Genomic DNA, 17,739 nt, shown 5'->3' with positions numbered 1-17,739 from the left:
GTGAGATGTGATAGTATTAAGAGGATAAAAGTTGAGGGGGATACTAATGGAGCAGATTCGCTTCTTTCCTGCAGTTTTGCGTCCCGGAAAGTATTTTGGCCGTTACAGAGAGTCTGAAGAAAAGAACGGCTATTGGTGGAGGATGCTCGTGCTTCTTTGTGTGAGCGGGCTGATAAACGCACTCGTATATTATGCATCATTCGACAGCCAGAAAAACCTTCCATTCGTTAAAAATGCACGTCTATCAGGAACAGACCAGGAAGTTGTTACTTATTTGTTAAGCATAGCGGGCGGAATTTGGGGAATCATGCTGCCTGTACTGATCATAGCTGGTGTCAGTTTTGCGTTTTATCCGTTTTTTAAAGACATCGGGATGAAAGGTCTTTTTTTTATTTTTTCTATTTTGTATACGATTGTTCTGCTTAACGAGCTGATCGAGCTGCCGTTTCAGCTGGCTGCCGGTGAGGGAAATGCTGCATCTCCTGCAGGATTAGGCTTTATCGGAACAGCGCTGTTTAAGGACGGTTTTTTTGCAAGACTGTTCGACTTTATTAATGTTCTATATCTCTGGGGCTTTGCTGCCGTTTATTCTGCGCTAAAGCAGTACAGTTTTAAGAAAAAGCAATACATCCTGTCTGTCACAGCACTGCTTTTTGTGTTATGGGCATTGATGGTTTCTTTGCTTGAAGCTGTTAAGGCTGGACAGTTATTTTAGGAGGAACAGATGAAAAAACGTCATGTCATTTGGACAGCAGCAGGTGTATGCTGTGCCGTTCTGCTGAGTGCCAATACATATATTTTTGCCAGAAGTGAAACATCGCCAATCCAAGAAATCAGGGTTCACACAGTAAAAGTTGAGGAAGCCGCATTAAAGAAAAAACATACGTATAAAGGGACCGCTGTTTCAGAAAAAGTGTTTCTCCTCTATCCGAAAGCGGGGAAAGATGCTTCAGAGTGGCTTGTTCAGCCAGGTGACACTGTCACAGAGGGACAGGAGCTCGTTGCTTATTCTGATCCAGTTCTTGATGCTCAGTTAAAAGAGGCTGAAGATGAGCTGGATGAAGAAGGAGTTAAAGCAGACTATTATTCTTCTCTGAAAACAAAGCTTCAAGGAAAGCTTACAGGACTTGATGATGAAAAAGATAAAGCACTCATTGAAGAAATTTCAGGGCAAATTTCTGAAGCAGAACTGCAGGAAAGTCTGGCTTCTTCACGAGAAACAGCATTAAACGGAAGAATCACCGATCTTAAAGATGAAATAGATGATCTTAAGCTCGAAAGTCCTCTTGCCGGCACAATACAAAGCGTTGACCAGCATTCTGATCCGTCAAGACCGATCATAACCATCAACAGCAGCGGCAGTCTTCTCATCAAATTGAGCCTTCCGCCTGAGGATGCAGCGCTATTTGCTGAAGGGGAAGAAGCAGAGCTGCTTATTTCCAAGAGAGAAAAAGCGTCTGGAACGGTATTGCGCAAGCAGCCTGAAAGTTCAGGGGCGCGTAATGTAGATGTTTTTTTGCAAACAGATAAAACTGATTTGTTCGAGGGACAGCCTGTTTCAGTAATGGTCTACGAAACATTGAAAGAAAAAACAAAATTCGTACCTTCCTCTGCACTTATTAAAATCGATAAGAAAGACTACGTTTACGTTTGGAGTGACGGATTCTTACAAAAGCGAAACGTGAAGCTAGGTGAAAAGCGTTCTGACAAGGTTGAAATCGTGAGCGGTGCTGTGAATGGCGAGTGGGCTGTGCATAAGCCTTCTGAAGCCTATTACCATCACCAGCGTGCGATTAACCTGACTAATGTGAAACCAGCTGTATTAAAGGAAGAGAAGAAGAAATAAAAAGCAGGATGCCGGCGGGCATCCTGTTTTTTATTTCTGTGAGAGAACAGCTTCTCTTGGAATAAAACGGATATGCGGAGTCTTCGTTTTATGGTCGTAGAAAGCGAATAAATAAAATGGTGATGTTTCAATTGCATTTCCTTTTTCAAACTTTTCGATATCTAAATCCACGCTGGCAGTGAAACCGTGTTTATACAATTCTTTTTCTGTAAAAGCTTGGATGCTGTCCTGCTGAATTAGTACATGATTGAAAACAGCACTTACTTCTTCCTTAGAAAGAGACTTCGGCCACCATGCTTTTCTCGGCTTAAAGTTTTGACGAAGCAAGTAATCATACTTCATCAGAGATTCGGCAGCAGAAAGATGAGCAGGATGGTGTTCTTCCAGGAAGCTGTAAAGCCTTGTAAACAAATCCTCAAGCTGATGCCCGATTCTCGACCAGCCTCGTGCCTCCCAGTATGCTCCAAATTCCTGGAAGAAATCGAAAGCAGAGCCATTGAAGGCACTCGTGATCAAATACTTTACTGTCAGATCCATTCGGTGGCTGTTCCAGTACTTTTCAAGCACGTCCTCCACCTGTTTAATGCGGATGATGTCATCGAAGCTGAGCACGTTGTTGCCGAGAATCTCGTAAGGCGAATGATCCATATAAATATAATCATGCTGCTCGGCAGTCAGTCTTAAGCCTGTCCCCCGGAGCATTTTAAGAAATCCAAGCTGAACTTCCTCCACGCCAAACTCAAACACGTCGTTAAACGTCTTGCGGAACGAGTTGTAATCTTCTTCTGGAAGACCAGCGATCAAATCAAGGTGCTGTGCGATCTTGCCTCCGTCACGTACAGATGTGACCGTACGTGTCAGCTTTTCAAAGTTCTGCCTTCTTTGAACGAGAAGGTTGACCGCATCATTCGTAGACTGAACGCCGATTTCAAAACGAAACAGTCCTTTTGGCGCATGTTCATTAATATAGTCAATAACTTCAGGACGCATGATGTCAGCCGTTATCTCAAACTGGAACACAACACCTGGGCGATGATTTTCAATCAGGAACGAGAACATGTCAAGTGCGTAATCTCTGCGGATATTGAATGTCCGGTCAACGAACTTGATTGTCTTAGCGCCGTTATCCATGAGAAAGATAAGGTCATCCTTTACTTGATTCACATCAAAGTACCGTACCCCGACCTCAATGGATGACAAACAGAAGGCACATGAATACGGACAGCCGCGGCTCGTTTCGAAGTATGTGACTCGTTTCGAAAGCGCAGCGATATCTTCTTCAAAGCGGAAAGGCGACGGAACATTTTTCAGATCAAGCTTTTCGCGCGGTGCATTGATTACTGCTTTTCCGTCATTTCTCCACGCGAGACCGGATACCTTTTTTAGTTCAGTTTTGTCTCTCAGCGTCTGCAGCAAGTGCTTGAATGTTTCTTCTCCTTCGTTAACAACGATATAATCTGCATCCTGTACGCGGTCAAGCCAGTAAGCAACATCGTAAGAAACTTCTGGGCCACCAAGTACAATTGTCAGTTCAGGCTTTATTTTTTTGAGCATCTCGATCACATTGATTGTTTCTTCTATATTCCATATATAGCAGCTGAAACCGATCACATCCGGATTTTTGCTGTAAAGATCAGTGACGATGTTAATGGACGGATCTTTGATCGTATATTCGGTGATCTCCACCGGAAATTCAGGTTCACTGTATGCCTTTAAGCATCTCAGGGCTAGTGATGTATGAATAAATTTAGCATTTAGAGTAGTCACAATCGTTTTCATTAAACATTCCCTCTTGTCGGCGCTATTCGCGCAAAGTATAAGACATGCTATTTTACCATATTTAAGGCAGCAGCTAAAAGGGCAGTCACATTTCTTTAACTTTTATAATGCTGGATGTATGATGAAATAAAATATATGTAACCGATTTCAGGAGGAAAGATGAAACTAATCAGCGGATATTATGACGGAAGCAGAATCATTGGACAATATGTTGACGGCAGCATCTTTAATTTAACAGCTGCCGCTGAACTTTCAGGAAAAACGTTTCCTGCAACAATGCTTGAAGGCATTCAGCTTGGTTCAGCTTTTCAGGCGGACATTCAGGAGCTGATGGAAGAATTTGAGGATGAAAACAGCAGCGGCTTATTCCTATCAGCAGATGACCCGCGTTTTAGATGGAGCGCGCCGATTGAACGCCCTCTGAAAAATGTTTTCTGTGTCGGCAAGAACTACCGAGATCATGCTATCGAGATGGGAAGCGCGGATGATATTCCAGAGGACATTATGGTGTTTTCAAAAGCGCCTACGTCTGTTATCGGGCATCTTGAGAGCATCCCGCATCACAGTGACGTGACGTCACAGCTTGATTATGAGGGTGAGCTTGCGGTCATAATTGGCAAAACAGGTAAAGCAATCGCCGAGGGTGATGTACAGGATTATATTTTTGGCTACACGATTATTAACGACGTAACGGCAAGAGATCTGCAGCAAAAGCATAAACAGTTTTTGATCGGAAAGAGCTTAGACGGGACATGTCCGATGGGGCCATGCATCACACTAAAACAAGGGATAACCGATCACGGAAAGCTGTCGATTGAAACGAAGGTGAACGGAGAGATTCGCCAGAAAGGAAATACTAGCGATTTTATCTTTTCAATAGAAAAAACAGTTTCAGAGCTTTCTAAAGGCATGACCTTGGAAGCAGGCGATATTATCGCAACTGGGACACCCGCGGGAGTCGGAAAAGGGATGAAGCCGCCGGTGTTCTTAAAAGAAGGAGATATCGTTGAAATTACAGTGGAAGGAATTGGAACACTGCGCAATGAAATAAAATAGTGAGCGATAATGAAGGAGGTTCTTTTCGTGGAAAAATATTTGTACATTAACGGCGAATGGAAAGGCCAAGGATTAGATCGCATTGAAGTATATAACCCTGCTGACGGTGAAGTAGTCGGAACTGTTGCATCAGGAGGAAAAGAAGAGACGATTGAAGCGATTGATGCAGCTCATTCCGCTTTTCCTGCCTGGTCAAGATTATCTGCATACGAGCGTGCCGATTACTTAATGAAGCTTCACGATCTGATGATGGATGAGAAAGAAGAACTAGCCGAAATCATGACAAAGGAAATGGGCAAGCCGCTAAAAGAGTCAGTCGGAGAAGTCATGTATGCCGCCTCATTTTTAAAATGGTACGCAGAGGAAGGGAAGCGTATTTACGGACGCACGATCCCATCATATGCGGAAAATAAAAGAATGCAAGTACTCAAGCAGCCGATCGGTGTCGTTGCCGCGATCACCCCATGGAATTTTCCTGCTGCTATGATCACACGCAAGCTTGGTCCTGCTTTAGCTGCCGGCTGTACCTTTATCGTCAAGCCTCCAAAAGAAACACCGCTCTCGGCTATTAAACTCGTTGAACTGAGCGAGAAAGCCGGTTTTCCGAAGGGAGTTATTAATCTTGTAACAGGATCTTCTTCTGTCATTGGAAGAGAACTGATGGCAAGCCGGAAAGTGAGCAAGCTTACCTTTACAGGTTCTACTGAGATCGGAAAAAAATTAATAGAACAGAGTGCAGCTACCGTCAAGAACGTTTCGATGGAACTGGGGGGGCATGCCCCTGCTGTCGTGCTGGATGATGCGGATTTGAAAAAAGCTGTAGCTGGCGTTGCGGCTTCGAAGTTCCGCAACGCAGGACAGACATGCATCTGCATCAACCGCGTGTATGTTCATGAAAAGATTTATGACGAATTTCTCGACCTGCTGACTGCAGAGGTGAAAAAGCTGAAGGTCGGCAACGGTCTTGAAGAAGGAACCGATATTGGACCGATCATCAACAAAGAAGGCTATGAAAAGATAAGCGAGCACGTTGATGATGCAGTATCAAAAGGAGCCGTGTGTGTAACGGGAGGAAAAGGGACGGAAGAAAACGGCGGGCATTTTTACGAGCCGACGGTATTGAAAAACGTTAACCATAAGATGCTCATCATGAAAGAGGAAACGTTCGGTCCGGTCGTACCGGTTCAGAAGATTGCAAGTGATGAAGAGGGAATTAGGCTCGCGAACGAAAGCGAGTTCGGGCTTGCGGCATACGTGTACACCGAAAGCATGTCGAGAGGAACGCGGGTAGTGGAAGGTCTGCAATACGGCATTATCGGCTGGAACGATGGTGTCCCTTCAGCTGCTCAGGCACCGTTCGGCGGAATGAAGGAAAGCGGTATAGGACGCGAAGGCGGTATTGAAGGTATGGAAGCATACCTTGAAACAAAATATGTGAGTGTTGTACTTTAAACAGAAAGGCTGTGTAGTGAAGTGGATCTTGGATTAAAAGGCAAATCTGTACTTGTGATCGCATCGAGCAAAGGACTGGGCAGAGCATGCGCCGAAATGTATTCAGCAGAAGGTGCGCGTGTCATGCTGACGGGCAGAGAAGAAGACACGCTGAAGAAAACAGCAGCTGAGATTATCGAGAAGACAGGAAATGAAGTGCGCTATTCAGTGTGCGATATCACGAAGAAAGAAGATATTGCAAACGCCGTGGCACAAACGGCAGCTGCATATGGCACAGTTGATGTGCTCGTAAATAATGCTGGCGGGCCGCCTGCTGGGAATTTTGACGCATTTTCAGACGAGGACTGGGTGTACGGCTTTGAGCTGACACTCCTAAGCCTTGTCAGAACGGTTAGAGAAGTGCTGCCGTATATGAGAAAATCAGGTTCGGGGCGTATCGTGAACATCGCGTCTTCTTCATTTAAACAGCCGATCGACGGACTCATTTTATCAAACACTTACAGGACAGCGATTGTAGGACTTGCTAAGAGCCTGTCGCAGGAGCTTGGCTGCGAAGGCATTTTGATCAACACCGTGGGCCCTGGCCGTATTGGAACAGACCGGATCAAGGAGCTTGACAGCTTTTTGGCAGATAAAAAAGGTGTGTCGGGTCATGATATAGAACAGGAGTTTCAATCCATGATTCCGCTTGGACGCTATGGTACGCCAGAAGAATTCGCCAGGACGATCCTGTACCTTGGTTCTCCAGCCAACACATATGTCACTGGACAGGCTGTTCTCGTCGACGGCGGGCTAGTGAAGGCCCTGTAATGTAAAACAAAAAAACTTCTGGAAAGCATCTGCTTTCCAGAAGTTTTTTTGTTATTAAGCGGATAGCACCTTTTTGATACGCTCGATTGCCCAGTTTAGATCTTCTTCTGAGATGATAAGCGGAGGAGCAAAACGGATGACGTTTTCATGTGTCTCTTTGCACAGGAGGCCTTCTTCCTTAAGCTTTTCGCAGTAAGGACGGGCTGGCTGGTTCAATTCGACCCCAATAAAGAGACCCCTTCCTCTGACTTCTGTGATTATCGGGTTGTTGATCGACTTCAATTCGTTAAGGAAATATTCACCGAGCTGAAGAGAGCGGTCTGCAAGTTTTTCCTCTACAAGAACGTCAACTGATGCTACTGAAACCGCGCATGCGAGCGGATTGCCGCCGAATGTGGAGCCGTGCGAACCAGGATTAAACACGCCAAGCACATCACGGTTTGCAGCGACACAAGAGATCGGCATTACGCCGCCGCCTAATGCCTTACCTAAAATGTACATGTCCGGTATAACTTCTTCCCAGTCACATGCGAACATTTTTCCAGAGCGGCCAAGGCCAGACTGAATTTCATCCGCTACGAACAGAACATTGTTTTCACGGCATAGCGCCAAAGCGTCTTTTAAGAATCCTTCAGCTGGGATCACGATACCCGCTTCACCTTGAATCGGTTCAAGAATGAACGCAGCAGTGTTAGGTGTGATCGCTTCTTTTAACGCATCCAGGTCGCCGTATGGGATGACTTTGATTCCAGGAAGCATCGGTCCGAAACCGCGCTGATAGTCAGGGTCGCTCGACATCGATACAGCCGTCATCGTACGGCCATGGAAGTTCCCTTCACAGCAGATGATTTCTGCCTGATTTGTAGCTACGCCTTTCACGTCATAAGCCCAGCGGCGCACAGCTTTAACAGCCGTCTCTACTGCTTCAGCTCCTGTATTCATCGGCAGGACCATATCTTTTTTAGTCAGAGCAGATACTTTTTCATAAAAATCGCCAAGCTGGTCGTTGTGGAACGCACGTGATGTGAGTGTTACTTTATCCGCTTGGTCTTTCAGCGCCTGAATGATTTTCGGATGGCGGTGACCCTGATTCACGGCGGAATATGCACTCAGCATGTCCATATAGCGGCCGCCCTCAGGATCTGTTACCCATACTCCTTCTGCTTTGGAGATGACGATCGGCAGCGGATGATAGTTTTGAGCACCGAATCGTTCTGTTTTTGTGATGACATTTTCTGTGTTTTTCATGAGAACACCTCTAATCTATTGGATAACTTCCATAATCATTATAGCAATGAAAAGGCTTTCGTGACAGCGGTTATGCAGTATGCTTGTCTATAGTCCGGGGTTTCGTGGTATAGTGTTATGGAGGATTATACATAGGAGGAAATATTTATGACGCATGCTCACGTTACTTCATGGCTTCTTGCTGTCGTGTTTTTTGCTGTAGCTTATATGCTATACAAAAAAGGCGATCAAAAAAAATCGAAAATTTTTCACATGATCACACGCCTGATGTACCTTTTGATACTCGGAACAGGCGGAAAAATGATTTTTGACTACTTTACAGATCCAACAATCGTGAACAGAGGACCTTTAGTTGTAAAAATGATTCTTGGCTTATCTGTTATCGGTCTGATGGAAATTATTCTTGTACAGAAAAAACGCGGAGAAACAAAGTTCATGAACTGGGTGTTCTTCTGGATTACGTTCCTGCTCACTATGTACTACGGCTGGATGGTTCTCTAGTTCAACAACTTGAGTAATAAACAAAGCACATAAAATCATGTAAACCCCGCTGACCAATACGGCCAGCGGGGTTTTTTTGTCTTTTATGGGGTACGGTACTCATGAGAGATAAAGAGCATGGTTCTGGCACTTTACTTAGTGCAGTACCGTACCCCCAAGAATGCATTTCCCGAGCTGTATCCACCGGGACTAAAGTTTCAAAGGTTTGTGACGATAGTATAGTGATGATGTCTTATGGTCTAAGTGAAGTAAAATATTCGTAAATGACAGAGAGGTGTTTTCTTTGGGGACACTGGCACGTATAGAAAACGAAAATAGCTTGCAAAGCGATGGAGACGAAACGGAATTGGATCAGCTTCGGGCTCTTTCACATCTGATTAAAGCGAGTACTGAAAAGATGGAAGTATTGAGCGCAAACCTTCAGGAAACAGAGCAGCGCTACCAATCTTTGTTCGATCACAATCCAGATGTTGTTTATTCGATGAACTTGAATGGGAAAATTACTAGCACCAACCCATCCTTAACGAAGATGCTCGGATACAGCCAGGAGGAGATTTTGGGTACTAGTGCCGATTCTTATCTGCCAGAAGAGGACAGAGCGAGAGTTATTGCTTATTTTAAGGAAGCGGTCAAAGAGAAGCCGCAGTCTTATACAGCAAAAATCCGCCATAAAAATGGTGAGTATTTGCTGCTCAGCATAACAAACATCCCTATTATTTTAAATGGGGAAGTAGCCGGGGTCTTTGGAATTGGAAAGAACATTACATGGCAGAAGAAGGCGGAGGAAACAATTGCCCGGCTTGCTTATCATGATGCATTAACAGGTCTGCCGAATCGGATCCTCCTGGAAGAGAGATTGAATGAACTGATCCACCAGCGTACAGAGACTGGCAAGCCGATCGCAGTTTTATTTGTTGATATCGACCAGTTCAGTGTTATCAACGAAAGTCTCGGTCATCAGTCTGGGGATCAAGTGCTGCAGCATGCTGCAGTACAGATGAAAATTACAGCCAAGAATAAAGGGATGCTCAGCCGATTTTCAGGAGATGAATTTATCTTCCTTCTGCATGATTTTAAGTGTATGGAAGAAGTGAACGAGACAGTTGAGGACATTCAAAAAGCGATCGCTATTCCATATACATTTGGAGATCAAGAGTTTATGGTAACCGCTTCTGTTGGGGTAAGTATTTTTCCGCAGGATGGAGCATCCTCTGACAGTCTTATCAAAAATGCGGACATCGCTCTTCACCGCGCTAAAAAGAAGGGAAGAAGCGAAACGGAGTTCTTTAAAGGCGAGATGAATCAGTTCAGGATCGAAAGGCTGCAGCTTGAAAGCTATTTGCGGCATGCAGTCGTAAAGAATGAAATGATGATATATTATCAGCCACAGTACTGCTTGCATGACAGCCGCATCTCAGGTTTTGAAGCGCTTATTCGCTGGAATCATCCGCTTCATGGTATTATCTCTCCTAGAGAATTCATTCCTGTCGCAGAAGAGATGGGAGTAATTTGTGAAATTGGCAAGTATGTGCTTTTCGAAGCGTGCAGGCAGCTAAAAGATTGGCATAATAAAGGTTATGATCATCTGTCAGTTTCTGTAAACGTTTCCGGAAGGCAGCTGCAAAACCTTAATTTTATTTATGAAGTGAAAGAGGCACTGGAGACAGCGGGACTTCAGCCGAAGTACCTTCATCTGGAACTGACTGAAACGATCATGATCGAAAACGTTCAGCACAGTCTGAACATTATGAAAGAACTTAAAGCGCTCGGCGTCAAACTTTCCATCGATGACTTTGGCACAGGCTACAGTGCACTCAGTTATATTAAAGATCTGCCGATCGATATATTAAAGATCGACCAGACTTTTATTCAAAACTTATTGAACAATGGATCGAATAAAACAGATATAGCAATTGTTAAAGCAATCATCACAATGTGCCAGGTACTGTCCGTTGATGTAGTGGCAGAAGGGGTCGAAACACCCGAGCAGATGGAGTTATTGAAGCAGTTTGGCTGCCATCATATTCAAGGGTATGTGATCAGCAAACCGGTGGAATCAGCAGCAGTGCGCTGCTTACTGGAAGCATAAATTAAATGGCTGGCTAAGAGGCGGATTGGCGCTTCTAAAGCCAGCTTTTTATTTTTGTGAATACTCTTGTTTCCAATATGTTCTCATCTTAAGCAGAACAAGGCCGATCACAATTAAAAAGAATACGCTGAAGAAAAAACCTGTTCGTGTTGTCCTCTCGATGCAAGTCCCGCTGACTGCTGCAAAAATGAACAAAAATCCTGCCCCATGCTTTATTTTTGCAAAGCCTGAATGTTGCATTATCTTTAATGATGATAACAGAATGAACGCCCAATTATAGAGCAGCATGAGGCCAGCACCTGTCGTCAAGTATTCATATACTTTTCCTGGCATCAGCAGTGAAAGTATGATTGAAAAACTGATTCCTGCTGCGGTTAGCAAAAGAGAAGGCCAAGGAATATCCTTGATTTTTTTTCCTTTCTTAAAAATCTCTGGGGCATTTCCTCCTTCTGCGAGAGTAATTAGAAGGGATATCACTGCAAAAAGTGATGCAGCCATCGTAGAGAATCCAGCGATAAGGAGTGCGCCATTGAATACATGCGGAAAGAAAGGAAGATCAAAGTTTTGCAGTGCAGTCACGAACGGACTTTCTTTTTCATTAAACACGTTCCAAGAGACCATCGTGACAGCGAGGCCGATTGAAAGTGTATAGATCACGGCAAGAACGAGGAGCATGATCCGCCCTGCCTTAAGTGAGTCCTCTTTGTTCTTCAGCTTGATGGCCATCAATCCCATGATCTCGATACCGCCAAATGCATAAAAAGCTAATAGCAGAGAGGCCCACCATCCTGAGAATCCATTCGGAAAGAAGCCTTCTGTTGTACCTGGCAGTGAGGGCTTGAAACCGTCTCCGTTTATTAAACCTGAAAGAGCAAGAGCTGCAATGATGATGAACATAAGGATTGCTGCTATTTTTATGATAGCAAAGATATTTTCTGCCCGTTCGAACCCTTTCGTTCCAGCGATCACCACTGCAAGAGCCGCAGCTGCATAACCGGCTGCAAACATCCAAAGCGGTACATGAGGGAACCAAAAGCGTGAAAAGATAGATAGAGCAGTAAGCTGGCTTCCCGCAATCAATGTTTCAGATGTCCAATATACCCATCCGCAGCTGAAGCCGGCCCATTTGCCGAACGCTTTTTCCGAATATGCGCAAAAGGATCCTTTCTGAGGATCAGAAGAGGACATACGTGCTAAAGCGCTGTATACAATGTATGTACAGATTGCAGCGAGAAGGTATGATAATAGAACAGAAGGCCCTGTCTTTTGAATGGCAATCCCTGAACCAAGAAAGTAACCGGTGCCGATAATACAGCCGACTCCGATCAATGAGAGCTGCCACCATTTTAATTCTCCAGCAGGTGCATTAGTACTGCAGCCGTTTTTATTCATAAAATACCACCTCCCACACTTCTCTTTAGCATTCCTTTAGAAGAGCGAAAGATATTCAGCACTTTTAAGAAATGAGCAAAAGAAAAAGACAGCAGGGTGGAGTGGTGATCTCCGCTCCAGGGTGCTGAGCTTTCCGCGGGGCGTGCGGTGAGCCCCTTTGCCGCTACGCGCCCTAAAGGGTCTCACCTTCCCGCTCGCCCCGCAGGACAAGGAAGGCTCCAGCAGCGACTCATCGCACGAAGAAAATGTGAAGTTCATTTTCGAGGAGTCTCGCACCCTTCCGCTCCAATCACAAACAAATTTTGTTTGCAAAAAAAATAGAAACAAGCCAGAAGACAAGGGCAAAAATCATGGGCATCACATGAATCATTACATGTGATGCCCTTGAAAAATGGTTGCCATCAATTGCTTTTAGAAAGTTCGGCTTGATTGTCCTTGAAGAATTAAAGCTTAAACCATGAGTTGCCATTCTTCTTAAGTTGCTAGTTGGATCTTTCATTAGAATCGCTTAATCATCTTGAATTCACCATTGGATAAAGTTGATTGGAGTGTAAGGTGCCGACTCCTCGAAAATGAAGTTCACATTTTCTTCGTGCGATGTCTTGCTGCGTTACTTCCTTATCCTGCGGGACAAGCGGGAAGGTGAGACCTCTCAATGGCGCGTAGCGACGAGAGGGCTCACTTGTCCAGCAGAAAACGGCTAGCCCCTCGAGGTCAAAAGGGCAAGTGTCCAATAAGTCAAAGAGCGACTTACCGGCCCCTTTCCCTTTTGCTGGTCGGGGCTGAACGAGCCGTTTCTGCTTTTCGCCACGCCCCGCGGAAAGCGTGCACCTGAAACGGAGATCAACTTCTTCACTGATTTCTAGATCAGTTCCTTTTTGCATAATACATAAATGCAAGAGCACCGATGAGGATGGAACCTTTAACGATGTCTTGTGCGTAATAAGGGACATTGAGCATGGTCAGCCCGTTCAAGAGAACTCCGATAAGCACCGCTCCGAAAAACGTTCCGACCACATTTGGCTTATTCGCTCCAAAAACAGAAAACCCAATAAATGCTGCGGCAACGCCATCCATTAAAAGAGGAGCACCTGCAGAAACTTGGCCGGTCCCGATCCTTGAAGCCAGAACGATACCGGCAAGAGACGCAAAGAAGGAAGAGAGCAAGTATGCGTACATCTTATATCGCTTAACCGGTACACCTGAAAGTCTGGCTGCTTCTTCATTGCCTCCTGTTACATAGAGCAGCCGGCCCGGCCGTGAAAAACGAAGGAAGATATGGACGGCAATGACTGCGACGAGCATGATGATGACGGGCATCGGGACGGAAAATACTTCTCCTTGTCCGATGAACAGAAAAGAAGGAAGAAAAACGCCCGGTGCTGTTTCTCCGCTGCCGAGCGGCATGTTGTTATAGATAGAAAATCCTTTCGTAAAGGTCAGGTGAAGGCCGTTCACGATATACATTACGGCAAGTGTAGCAAGCATATCCGGAAGGCGGACCTTAACTGCCAGAAATGCATTCAGCAGTCCGACACAAAGGCCTACAGCTAGGGGGATCAATAATGCTACAATCGTTTCCTGTCTGTAAAGCACGAGTGCGGCAGCACTTGTTACGGTCGCAAGGCTCGCTGTGGAGCCAACCGAAAGATCGAAACCTCCTACAATGAGCGATATCGTGACTCCGATTGCGAGCAAGGTGATGATTGAGATGCTGCGCAGGATATCGGAAAAGTTTTTATAAGAAAGAAACTGGTCGTTAAGCAAGCTGAACACGATAACAGTCAGCACAATGACGATCAATGTGCCGTATTTGAACAAAAACGGATAGATCTTGTTTTTTAGTGATGGGCGGGATAATTCCTGCTGCTTATGAAGAAATGGCTGTGACATGTTGACCTCCTGTTGCGGCATGCATGATTTTTTCGTAAGTTGCTTCTTCACGTGTAAACTGTGCAGTGATTTCACCGTTATACAAAACGAGAATTCTGTCAGCAACCGTAAAAAGCTCGTTCAGTTCACTTGTGAAGTAAAGGATGCCTTTTCCTTCAGAAGCAAGCGTTTTGATGAGAGAGAATACATCTTCTTTAGCCCCGATGTCGATCCCTTTTGTCGGCTCATCGAAAAGAAAAATATCTCCGCCTTTAAGCAGCCATTTTCCAATCGCGGCTTTTTGCTGGTTGCCTCCGCTCAGCAGCCCTGCTGGAACAGAAGTGCTTTCGGCTTTAATGCCGAGCTTCTGAATCCATTCAGCTGCTGCCTTTTCAATAGAGGAAGAAGACAAAAATCCTTTTGACGTAAATTTTGAAAACGATGGGATTGCCAGATTGTCACGCAGTGAAAACGAAGTGATAATCCCTTCTTTTCGCCTTTCTTCTGGCACAAAAGACAAACCGTTTGCCACCGCATCCTTAGGTGAACGCCATCTTTTTTGAACACCGTGTACAGATAAACTGTCCGGTGAAAGGTCGGCACCGAATAGAGCACGGGCGGTTTCAGTCTTTCCTGCTCCGACCAACCCGGCGATTCCGACGACTTCACCTTCATGAAGCTTAAACGAAACGTTTTGGCCTGTTTTTGGAACATGGAAAGAATGAGCTTCAAGTAGAACGGCATCTTTTTTATTCGTAACATGCTCTTTTTCCAATATGAGCAGCTCGCCGATCATATGCTGAATCACTTCATCAGCGTTCGTGCTTGTTGTTGGAGCCGAAAGAACATCGTTTCCATCCTTTAAAACGGTAATGCGGTCGCACAGTTTAAAAATTTCAGGAAGGCGATGGGAGATGAAGACAAACCCGATGCCTTGCTTTTTTAAAGAATTGATAACAGAGAACAGCCGGTCTGTTTCGTTTTGGCTGAGTGCCGCAGTCGGTTCATCAAGGATGATGAACGAAGCATGTTTGGACAATGCCCGTGCTAGAAGGATCAATTGCTTTTCTGCAAGTGAGCATTCAGATATTAATTTTTCTGTAGAAATAGAGAGTCCTACGAGCTGCAGATGCTGGCGTGCTTTTTTCCTGCGGTTATTCCAGCTGATGAAGGAAGGACCTGATAGAAGGTCCTCCATTGTCACGTTTTCGGCAACTGTTAATGAGGGGACGAGTGCCGTGTCAGGTTCTTGGACGACCATCTCAATACCAAGCCTGATCGCGTCTCTCGGTGAAGCAACGGAAACTTCTGAACCGTTTAAGGTGATCGTTCCGCTGTCTTTGGAATAATCGCCTGACAGTATTTTCATGAGCGTGCTTTTTCCAGCTCCGTTGGCACCTAAAAGCGCATGCACTTCACCTGGGGAAATGGTTAAGCTGACACCTTTCAGTACGTCCTGGCGACCGAAAGATTTTCTGATATTTCTCAGCTGCAGACTGCTCACTATTTCTGTTCCTTCTTTAGCGTTTCCATCCACGCGGAGACGGCAGCGTCTGATTTTCCCCAGCCCTCTACGTACTGTCCGATGTCATCCATGCTTACTTTCTTTTCAGGAAGGGCGCTTTTTTGTACAAGATGAGGCTGGACACTGTATACTTGCGGTGTTTCTTCACCTGCTACTTTTTGATACAAGAAGCGAACCTGAAGTCTTGCTACATCAGCCGGATCAGTTGCAGCCGTCGCGGCCCACGGGCTGCCTTTTTCTTGAATAAGCTGCAGGTCTTCGTCACTCAAATCGATTCCGTAAACCTTGATTTCATCTCTGCCGGCTTGTTTGATTGCCCGTGAGGCACCTTTTGCGAATTCGTCCCATGGAGCGAATACTGCATCGATGTCACCTTTATTCGGATACTTTTGAAGCAGGGCTTCCATTTGTGACTGTGTGTCGAGAGCCGTGTTTTGGCTGGCGTTTCCGAACCGGGCAATTTCTTTAATGTTCGGATAGCGCTTTTTAAACGCTTCATAGATGACATTTCTGCGCTCCATCGGTGTAAACCCGCCGACCCAAACGTACACGATCTCGCCTTTGCCGTTGAGATCCTGAGCCATTGTCCTCAGGGAGTTCCAGGCTAGGCTGTAATCATCCTGGTCGATCACCGTCACGCCAGGAATGTTCAAGTCGCTGTCGAATGAAACGACAGGAATTCCTGCTGCGACAGCCTTTTTTACACTTGGTGCAAGTGCGTCTGCACGGCCATGGTCAAGCAGGATACCGTCAACCTTCTGGCTGATCGCGTTTTCTACATAAGAAGCCATTTTCGACAGATCATTATCCGCGTTGTAAATTTGAACATCTCCGCCAAACTCACTCACTTGCTCTTTCAAGCCTTGTGCGTACTGTGAGGAGAAGGTTCCGATTGAAAGCTGCACGACTGCAGCGATCTTAAGAGGTTTTTTAACGGCTTCTGGAATTTCTTTAGAGTCTTGAGAACCCGCGGCAGTCTTTGCTGGTTCAGCCGTTTTTTCTTGTTTGTTTGCGGCAGCAGGTTTGTTTACTGCATCTTGTTCACTTGAACAGCCGGCAAGCAGCAAGCTGAATGCCAGAAGAGCTGAAGCGGCAGGTTTCCATTGTTTCATCGTGTTTCCTCCTCAAAGAGCTTAGGCAGCTGGTTTTTATAATCGCCTTTTACAATTCCTTTTTCTGTAACAATCGCTGAAATATATTGTGCCGGTGTTACATCGAACGCCGGATTAAACACCTTGATCCCTTCAGGCGCAATCCTTTTTCCGCCAATATGCGTCACTTCTTCTGCAGGCCGTTCTTCGATGGGAATGTCGTCGCCAGTTTCAGTAGCCAGATCGACCGTTGAAAGGGGAGAAGCAACATAAAACGGAATCCCGAGAGCTTTCGCCTGAAGTGCGAGGCCGAACGTTCCAATTTTGTTGGCTGTATCTCCGTTAGCCGCTACACGGTCACACCCTACGATAACAGCTGCGATGTTTTTCGTTTTGAGAGTGTGAGCGGCCATATTGTCGGTGATGAGCGTGACATCGATCCCGTTCGCCTGAAGCTCCCATGCTGTCAGCCTTGAACCCTGGAGAACCGGCCTTGTTTCGTTTGCATAGACAGAGAGCTCCCATCCTTTTTCTTTTGCTATGTAAAAAGGAGCGAGTGCTGTTCCGTAGCGCGCTGTTGCGATCCCGCCTGCATTGCAGATTGTCATGAGGGCATCTCCGTTCTGCAAAAGAGATAGAGCATGTTCTCCAATTCTGCGGCACGTTTCTTCATCTTCTTTTTGGATTAATAGCGCTTCAGACTCAATTAATGAGACGGCGTGTTCTACACTGTCTGCTTTTTTGGCCGCTTCAAGCACACGCCGGATCGCCCAGAAAAGGTTCACTGCGGTTGGACGGGAAGAGGCAAGATAATCATGCTGCTCTTTCAATTCTGCGTGAAAAGATGAAAGGTCGCTGCTTTTATATTGTTTTGCCCATAGCACGAGACCGAATGCTGCTGCAATGCCGATTGCTGGGGCACCGCGCACGTTCAGCTTCGCGATAGCATCCCATACATGACTGATCGTGGTCACGTTTAAATACACAGTATGCTCAGGCAGCTGCTGCTGGTCGAGCAAGAGAAGGTGGTCACCTTTGTATCTGACTGATGATATTTCTGTATCGTTTAAACTCATGT

General features: G+C 45.5%; 14 protein-coding genes. 7 read left to right on the top strand and 7 right to left on the bottom strand.

Features of this window, described 5'->3' with window-relative positions; translation table 11 throughout:
• The first annotated feature begins 46 nt into the window (after nt 1-46).
• Both CGZ90_RS04290 and CGZ90_RS04285 read left to right on the top strand, forming a co-directional pair.
• A complete protein-coding gene (locus CGZ90_RS04290; RefSeq protein ID WP_094251084.1) occupies nt 47-715 on the top strand; it encodes a hypothetical protein in 669 nt (222 codons plus the stop codon).
• A gap of 9 nt (nt 716-724) precedes the next feature.
• Nucleotides 725-1,846 carry an efflux RND transporter periplasmic adaptor subunit gene (locus CGZ90_RS04285; protein WP_094251083.1) on the top strand — a complete coding sequence of 374 codons (1,122 nt, stop codon included), beginning with the start codon at nt 725-727 and terminating at the stop codon, nt 1,844-1,846.
• 30 nt (nt 1,847-1,876) lie between these two features.
• On the opposite strand, the gene CGZ90_RS04280 is transcribed toward CGZ90_RS04285, so the two are convergent.
• Complete coding sequence (locus CGZ90_RS04280) at nt 1,877-3,625, bottom strand: B12-binding domain-containing radical SAM protein (RefSeq protein WP_094251082.1); 1,749 nt, start codon at nt 3,623-3,625, stop codon at nt 1,877-1,879.
• Nucleotides 3,626-3,784: 159 nt separating this feature from the next.
• Between CGZ90_RS04280 and CGZ90_RS04275 the strand changes: the two genes are divergently transcribed.
• From CGZ90_RS04275 to CGZ90_RS04265, 3 genes are read left to right on the top strand one after another with little or no spacing between them, the layout of a single operon-like run.
• Nucleotides 3,785-4,681 (top strand): fumarylacetoacetate hydrolase family protein, encoded by an 897-nt coding sequence (locus CGZ90_RS04275; RefSeq protein ID WP_094251081.1) that lies wholly within the window; start codon nt 3,785-3,787, stop codon nt 4,679-4,681.
• Between the two features lie 9 nt (nt 4,682-4,690).
• Nucleotides 4,691-6,133, top strand: coding sequence for an NAD-dependent succinate-semialdehyde dehydrogenase (locus CGZ90_RS04270; RefSeq protein ID WP_094251080.1), 1,443 nt, complete (start codon nt 4,691-4,693; stop codon nt 6,131-6,133).
• 21 nt (nt 6,134-6,154) lie between these two features.
• Entirely contained in the window at nt 6,155-6,943 is a 789-nt protein-coding gene (locus CGZ90_RS04265) for an SDR family oxidoreductase (RefSeq protein ID WP_094251079.1), read from the top strand.
• Between the two features lie 54 nt (nt 6,944-6,997).
• Here CGZ90_RS04265 and CGZ90_RS04260 read toward each other — a convergent pair whose 3' ends face one another.
• Entirely contained in the window at nt 6,998-8,191 is a 1,194-nt protein-coding gene (locus tag CGZ90_RS04260) for an ornithine--oxo-acid transaminase (RefSeq protein WP_094251078.1), read from the bottom strand.
• Nucleotides 8,192-8,338: 147 nt separating this feature from the next.
• Between CGZ90_RS04260 and CGZ90_RS04255 the strand changes: the two genes are divergently transcribed.
• Together CGZ90_RS04255 and CGZ90_RS04250 are read left to right on the top strand one after the other, a co-directional pair.
• The gene (locus tag CGZ90_RS04255; protein ID WP_094251077.1) at nt 8,339-8,692 is read left to right on the top strand and encodes a YisL family protein; all 354 of its coding nucleotides are present in this window, start codon (nt 8,339-8,341) and stop codon (nt 8,690-8,692) included.
• A 283-nt stretch (nt 8,693-8,975) separates the two neighbouring features.
• Nucleotides 8,976-10,781, top strand: a complete 1,806-nt coding sequence (locus CGZ90_RS04250) for a putative bifunctional diguanylate cyclase/phosphodiesterase (RefSeq protein ID WP_094251076.1) — start codon at nt 8,976-8,978, stop codon at nt 10,779-10,781.
• Nucleotides 10,782-10,829: 48 nt separating this feature from the next.
• On the opposite strand, the gene CGZ90_RS04245 is transcribed toward CGZ90_RS04250, so the two are convergent.
• From CGZ90_RS04245 to mtnA, 5 genes are all read right to left on the bottom strand, one after another.
• Nucleotides 10,830-12,173, bottom strand: a complete 1,344-nt coding sequence (locus CGZ90_RS04245) for an amino acid permease (protein WP_094251075.1) — start codon at nt 12,171-12,173, stop codon at nt 10,830-10,832.
• 867 nt (nt 12,174-13,040) lie between these two features.
• Nucleotides 13,041-14,066 carry an ABC transporter permease gene (locus tag CGZ90_RS04235; RefSeq protein ID WP_094251073.1) on the bottom strand — a complete coding sequence of 342 codons (1,026 nt, stop codon included), beginning with the start codon at nt 14,064-14,066 and terminating at the stop codon, nt 13,041-13,043.
• Complete coding sequence (locus CGZ90_RS04230; RefSeq protein ID WP_240515340.1) at nt 14,044-15,549, bottom strand: sugar ABC transporter ATP-binding protein; 1,506 nt, start codon at nt 15,547-15,549, stop codon at nt 14,044-14,046. The genes CGZ90_RS04235 and CGZ90_RS04230 overlap by 23 nt, the downstream gene beginning before the upstream one ends.
• Nucleotides 15,549-16,682 carry a sugar ABC transporter substrate-binding protein gene (locus CGZ90_RS04225; RefSeq protein ID WP_094251072.1) on the bottom strand — a complete coding sequence of 378 codons (1,134 nt, stop codon included), beginning with the start codon at nt 16,680-16,682 and terminating at the stop codon, nt 15,549-15,551. The genes CGZ90_RS04230 and CGZ90_RS04225 overlap by 1 nt, the downstream gene beginning before the upstream one ends.
• Nucleotides 16,679-17,737, bottom strand: a complete 1,059-nt coding sequence (gene mtnA, locus CGZ90_RS04220) for an S-methyl-5-thioribose-1-phosphate isomerase (RefSeq protein ID WP_094251071.1) — start codon at nt 17,735-17,737, stop codon at nt 16,679-16,681. Before mtnA ends, CGZ90_RS04225 begins: the two co-directional genes overlap by 4 nt.
• Nucleotides 17,738-17,739: the final 2 nt, after the last annotated feature.

Source organism: Fictibacillus aquaticus, assembly GCF_002245695.1.
GTDB classification, from domain to species: domain Bacteria; phylum Bacillota; class Bacilli; order Bacillales; family Fictibacillaceae; genus Fictibacillus; species Fictibacillus aquaticus.
The sequence above is the reverse complement of the archived record's forward strand: the minus strand, read 5'-3'. Positions and strand labels throughout refer to the sequence as shown.